This is a genomic window from Bacteroides sp. NSJ-48, assembly GCF_014287405.1.
Lineage (GTDB): Bacteria > Bacteroidota > Bacteroidia > Bacteroidales > Bacteroidaceae > Bacteroides > Bacteroides stercoris.
In genome coordinates this window covers 1-5,556 of the sequence record NZ_JACOOD010000086.1, presented here as the reverse complement: position 1 = coordinate 5,556, position 5,556 = coordinate 1, and the positions used below count along the sequence as shown (strand labels likewise).

Genomic DNA, 5,556 nt, shown 5'->3' with positions numbered 1-5,556 from the left:
CCTTATTCAGGTGACTATAGCACTGAGGTTCCACCTCTTCCCATTCCGAACAGAGAAGTTAAGCTCAGTCACGCCGATGGTACTGCGTAACAGTGGGAGAGTAGGTAGTCGCCGTTTTTTTAGAGAGAAGCCCTTGTATCGGAAGATGCAGGGGCTTTCTTGTTTTCTGGTTATCATTCCGAACAGAGAAGTTAAGTTCATTTGTCTGCCTTGCCTTGTTTTGCTTGCTTTGTTTTGCTTGTTTTCTTGGGGTCAATAGATTTTTAGTGGCTCAGTAGTTTTTTAGTGGGGATTATTCTTATACTTGTGAAGTATTTTTCTTTCTTTGTTTTTAGGGTACTATATCGTATCATACCCGTATCACATCATATATCTGGCAAGCATCTCCTCTTATGTCTTTCTGTTCTTATGTCTAAAAAAATGCTCTGTCTCCTATGTGGGAAGAAGTTTTATTTATGTCTCTTTAAACAGGTTTTGAAATCTCCCTTTCCTTTCCCGTACCGAATGAGTATCCCATAGGGATGCTGGAACTTATATCTTATCATATCCGTATCACAGCGTATTTCGGGTACTGAGCTAACCCTTTACTTCACTCTATCCCTTTAATAAAGAAGATTTGCTATACAGGCGCAAGAGCAGGCTAAGCTGTGTTCCTGCTTTTAGGGAATTTATGCTCTTTTGCCTGAAATTACCGGTTGCACATTATATTCCAACTGTATCCTATCGCCTTTTTGATAAGCATGTCCTCATGTCTTTCTGTTTTTATTTCTGAAAGAATCCTTCGTATTCTCTGTTGCGAAAAGTAATATTTCCCTCTTTGTGTACTGTTACGCTTCCTTTTATACCATATAAATCAGTCTTATCGGTAACCGAAACAGGGTGAAATGAATATAAAAATTGAATATTTTGTTCTAATTACTACATAATGAGGATAATTATTTGTATCTTTGTCGCCCGAATAAATAAAAGAAGCTTTGGGAAAGTTTGATAAATACAAAATCGATTTGAAAGGTATGCAGGCAGATTCATGCAAATATGAATTTGTATTGGATAATCTTTTCTTCGCTAATATTGACGGTCCGGAAGTGCAGAAGGGCAAAGTCAATGTTGTTTTGGTTGTAAAGAAAACATCTCGTGCTTTCGAATTGAATTTTCAGACAGACGGAATGGTGTGGGTTCCATGCGATCGCTGTTTGGATGACATGGAACAGCCGGTAAGTTCTACAGATAAGTTGCTGGTGAAGTTCGGACATGAATATGCCGAAGAGGGTGATAATCTGATTGTCATCCCTGAAGAAGAAGGAGAAATCAATGTGGCGTGGTTCATGTATGAGTTTATAGCCTTGGCAATCCCGATGAAGCATGTACACGCTCCGGGCAAATGCAACAAGGCAATGAGTAGTAAATTGAGCAAGCATTTGCGTACTACCCCGGATGATGAGATGGATGAAGATTCTTTTGTTCCGGAGGACAGCGATGAACTTGCAAATGATGATACGGAAACAGCGGTAGACCCGCGTTGGGACGAATTAAAAAAAATATTAGATAACAATTAAAGATTAAAGAAAATGGCACATCCTAAGAGAAGACAGTCAAAAACAAGAACTGCAAAGAGAAGAACTCATGATAAAGCAGTAGCTCCTACACTGGCTATTTGTCCGAATTGCGGTGAATGGCATGTATATCACACTGTATGTGGCGCATGTGGCTACTATCGTGGTAAGCTGGCAGTAGAGAAAGAAGCTGCTGTTTAATTGGGCAGTTTGACTAAACTTATACTTGAATATCGGGCGTCTGAAAAGATTTGTAGCATTCAATGAACAAACCTTTTTAGACTGCCGTTGTTTAAGTATCTTTATAAGTAAACAAGATTAATGGAAAAAATAAATGCAGTAATTACAGGAGTCGGCGGTTATGTGCCTGATTATATCTTGACAAATGACGAGATATCCAAAATGGTAGATACCAATGATGAATGGATTATGACCCGTATCGGAGTTAAGGAAAGACACATCCTGAATGAAGAGGGTTTGGGCACATCATACATGGCACGTAAGGCTGCAAAGCAATTGATGCAGCGTACCGGTTCCAATCCGGATGACATCGACCTGGTGATTGTCGCTACTTCCACTCCGGACTATCAATTCCCCTCTATTGCATCTATCTTGTGCGACAAGCTTGGATTGAAAAATGCCTTTGCATTTGATATGTCTGCCGCTTGTTGCGGTTTCCTTTATATGATGGAGACGGCTGCGAACTTTATCCGTTCGGGTAGATACAAGAAAGTTATTATTGTAGGTGCAGACAAGATGTCGTCAATCGTGAACTATACAGACCGTGCTACCTGTCCGATTTTCGGTGACGGTGCGGCTGCCTTTATGATGGAACCGACAACAGAAGAACTGGGCGTTATGGATGCTATGCTTAGAACAGACGGAAAGGGATTGCCTTTCCTGCATCTGAAAGCCGGCGGTTCTGTTTGTCCTCCTTCTTATTTCACGATAGACAATCACATGCATTACCTTTATCAGGAGGGTCGCACGGTATTTAAATATGCAGTATCCAACATGTCGGATATAAGCGCTGCGATTGCAGAAAAGAATAATCTGACAAAAGATACGATTGACTGGGTGGTTCCCCATCAGGCCAATCTGCGCATAATCGATGCTGTGGCGCACCGCTTGGAAGTTCCTCATGAGAAAGTGCTGATAAATATCGACCGCTACGGTAATACGAGCGCAGGTACGCTTCCGCTTTGTATCTGGGACTTTGAAGAGAAGCTGAAGAAAGGAGATAACCTTATCTTTACGGCATTCGGAGCAGGATTTACCTGGGGAGCTGTTTACGTGAAATGGGGTTATGACGGTAAGAAACAGTAATGTAACCGTTACAAACAAAATATGATAAAAAGACGCATCCTATTTCGATTCGATGCGTTTTTTTGTCTCAATTCAAATACGTGAGGATTATGCATAAAGCAGGTTTTGTCAATATTGTGGGAAATCCCAATGTAGGTAAGTCTACATTGATGAATGCACTGGTAGGTGAGCGTATTTCAATAGCCACTTTCAAAGCGCAGACCACCCGTCATCGGATTATGGGTATATATAATACGGATGATATGCAGATTGTATTTTCGGATACGCCGGGCGTACTGAAACCTACTTATAAATTGCAAGAGTCTATGCTGAACTTCTCCACTTCGGCATTGACAGATGCAGATGTGTTGCTGTATGTGACGGATGTGGTCGAGACACCTGACAAGCATAATGATTTTGTGGAGAAAGTAAGCCGCATGGAAGTACCTGTATTGTTGCTCGTCAATAAAATTGATTTGAGCAATCAGGAAAAGCTGGTGGAACTGGTGGAGGCGTGGAAAGAATTGTTGCCGAACGCAGAGATTATTCCTATTTCGGCTGCCACCAAGTTTAATGTGGATTACGTGATGAAGCGGATAAAGGAGTTGTTGCCGGATTCTCCCCCTTATTTCGATAAGGATCAGTGGACGGACAAACCGGCCCGTTTTTTTGTAAACGAGATTATCCGCGAAAAGATACTGTTATATTATGACAAGGAGATACCCTATTCGGTAGAGGTTGTTGTAGAGCAATTCAAGGAAGAAGAAAAGAAGATACATATCAATGCTGTGATATACGTTGAACGTGATTCGCAGAAAGGTATTATCATCGGTAAGCAGGGGAAGGCCCTGAAAAAAGTGGCCACCGAGGCTCGCCGTGATTTGGAGAGATTCTTCGGGAAAACAATATTCCTGGAGACATTTGTGAAGGTTGACAAGGATTGGCGCAGTTCGGACAAGGAACTGCGTAACTTCGGTTATCAGCTGGACTAATATTCATACGACTGTGACAGTCGCAAAAAACAAAGAGTGTAACCTATGGGAAATTTAGTTGCAATCGTAGGACGTCCCAATGTGGGAAAGTCTACATTATTTAATCGCCTGACCAAAACAAGACAGGCTATTGTTAACGAAGAGGCAGGAACAACACGTGACCGTCAATATGGAAAGTCCGAATGGCTGGGGCGCGAATTTTCGGTTGTAGATACCGGTGGCTGGGTTGTGAACTCAGATGATATTTTTGAAGAGGAAATACGCAAGCAGGTGTTAATGGCTGTGGACGAAGCGGATGTTATTCTGTTCGTAGTGGATGTGATGAACGGAGTGACGGATTTGGATTTGCAGGTAGCTTCCATTTTGCGCCGTACCAAAAAGCCGGTTTTATTGGTTGCGAACAAGACCGATAATAATGAGTTGCAATATAATGCTCCCGAATTTTATAGTCTGGGTTTGGGCGATCCATACTGTATTTCGGCAGTGACCGGTAGCGGTACGGGCGATTTGATGGACCTTATCGTTGAGAATTTCAAGAAAGAGTCTGATGAAATTCTGGATGAGGATATTCCCCGTTTTGCGGTAGTGGGACGTCCGAATGCCGGAAAGTCATCTATCGTTAATGCTTTCATCGGTGAGGACCGCAATATCGTGACGGAAATAGCGGGAACGACTCGTGACTCAATCTATACCCGTTACAATAAGTTTGGCTTTGATTTCTATTTGGTAGATACGGCGGGTATTCGCAAGAAGAACAAGGTGAACGAAGATTTGGAATATTATTCGGTTATCCGTTCTATCCGTTCTATCGAAAATTCAGATGTCTGCATTTTGATGCTGGATGCTACACGCGGTATCGAGAGTCAGGATTTGAATATCTTCTCACTTATCCAGAAAAACTCCAAAGGGCTGGTGGTAGTTGTAAACAAGTGGGATTTGGTGGAAGATAAAACGGTGAAAGTAATGAAGACTTTTGAGAATGCAATCCGCAACCGTTTTGCTCCTTTTGTCGATTTTCCGATAATTTTTGCTTCGGCATTGACCAAACAGCGTATCCTGAAAGTATTGGAAGAAGCCCGTACTGTATATGAGAACCGTATGATACGCATACCGACTGCCCGCTTGAATGAAGAGATGTTGCCGCTTATAGAGGCTTATCCGCCCCCTGCCATCAAAGGTAAGTATATCAAAATAAAATACATTACGCAGTTGCCGAATACGCAAATTCCTTCTTTCGTTTATTTTGCTAATTTGCCGCAATATGTAAAGGAACCATATAGACGTTTCCTTGAAAATAAAATGCGTGAGAAATGGAATCTGACGGGGACGCCGATAAATGTATATATACGGCAGAAGTAAAAACAAGCCTGTATATATTGGATAAAAAAGTTAAAAGACTGGTTCATATTGACTCAGTCTTTTTTTTGCTTTTTTTATTAGATTGTTTTACCTAATTTTGTAGCTGTAATTGAGATTGCTGCTACCTTTGGTTGCTGCAATAAAAATATATCGTGATGATATACATCAATTCTATTAACTGGTTTTATGAGGATAGGTGTCCGGGGCGGTGGTCCCGGACACTTTTTTTAGGGACATTCATTAAATATTACAAAATTAGCCAACTAATTCATACACAAATTATTGCGAATTAGTTGGCTTTTTTGTATCTTTAGGTATTCCCCCGAAAACAAGGTTTGACGGCCAAA

5 protein-coding genes and 1 rRNA gene are annotated in these 5,556 nt (G+C 41.3%); all 6 read left to right on the top strand.

The window, feature by feature from the left end; translation table 11 throughout:
* Window positions 1-6 precede the first annotated feature (6 nt).
* The 6 genes from rrf (at window position 7) to der (ending at window position 5,209) form a co-directional block, all read left to right on the top strand.
* Window positions 7-117: ribosomal RNA gene (rrf, locus tag H8S52_RS19380) — 5S ribosomal RNA — on the top strand.
* An 857-nt stretch (window positions 118-974) separates the two neighbouring features.
* Window positions 975-1,556: a DUF177 domain-containing protein gene (locus H8S52_RS19375; RefSeq protein WP_022103299.1), complete on the top strand. Its 582-nt coding sequence runs from the start codon at window positions 975-977 to the stop codon at window positions 1,554-1,556.
* Window positions 1,557-1,568: 12 nt separating this feature from the next.
* A complete protein-coding gene (rpmF, locus tag H8S52_RS19370) occupies window positions 1,569-1,754 on the top strand; it encodes a 50S ribosomal protein L32 (protein ID WP_004288267.1) in 186 nt (61 codons plus the stop codon).
* Between the two features lie 120 nt (window positions 1,755-1,874).
* Window positions 1,875-2,879, top strand: coding sequence for a beta-ketoacyl-ACP synthase III (locus tag H8S52_RS19365; protein ID WP_005658397.1), 1,005 nt, complete (start codon window positions 1,875-1,877; stop codon window positions 2,877-2,879).
* 89 nt (window positions 2,880-2,968) lie between these two features.
* Window positions 2,969-3,850 carry a GTPase Era gene (gene era, locus H8S52_RS19360; RefSeq protein WP_016661687.1) on the top strand — a complete coding sequence of 294 codons (882 nt, stop codon included), beginning with the start codon at window positions 2,969-2,971 and terminating at the stop codon, window positions 3,848-3,850.
* A 45-nt stretch (window positions 3,851-3,895) separates the two neighbouring features.
* A complete protein-coding gene (der, locus tag H8S52_RS19355; RefSeq protein ID WP_005658392.1) occupies window positions 3,896-5,209 on the top strand; it encodes a ribosome biogenesis GTPase Der in 1,314 nt (437 codons plus the stop codon).
* Window positions 5,210-5,556: the final 347 nt, after the last annotated feature.

Coding starts and splice junctions, on each gene's coding strand:
- rpmF (WP_004288267.1), top strand. CDS start 1,569: ATGGCACATCCTAAGAGAAGACAGTCAAAAACAAGAACTGCAAAGAGA.
- H8S52_RS19365 (WP_005658397.1), top strand. CDS start 1,875: ATGGAAAAAATAAATGCAGTAATTACAGGAGTCGGCGGTTATGTGCCT.
- era (WP_016661687.1), top strand. CDS start 2,969: ATGCATAAAGCAGGTTTTGTCAATATTGTGGGAAATCCCAATGTAGGT.
- der (WP_005658392.1), top strand. CDS start 3,896: ATGGGAAATTTAGTTGCAATCGTAGGACGTCCCAATGTGGGAAAGTCT.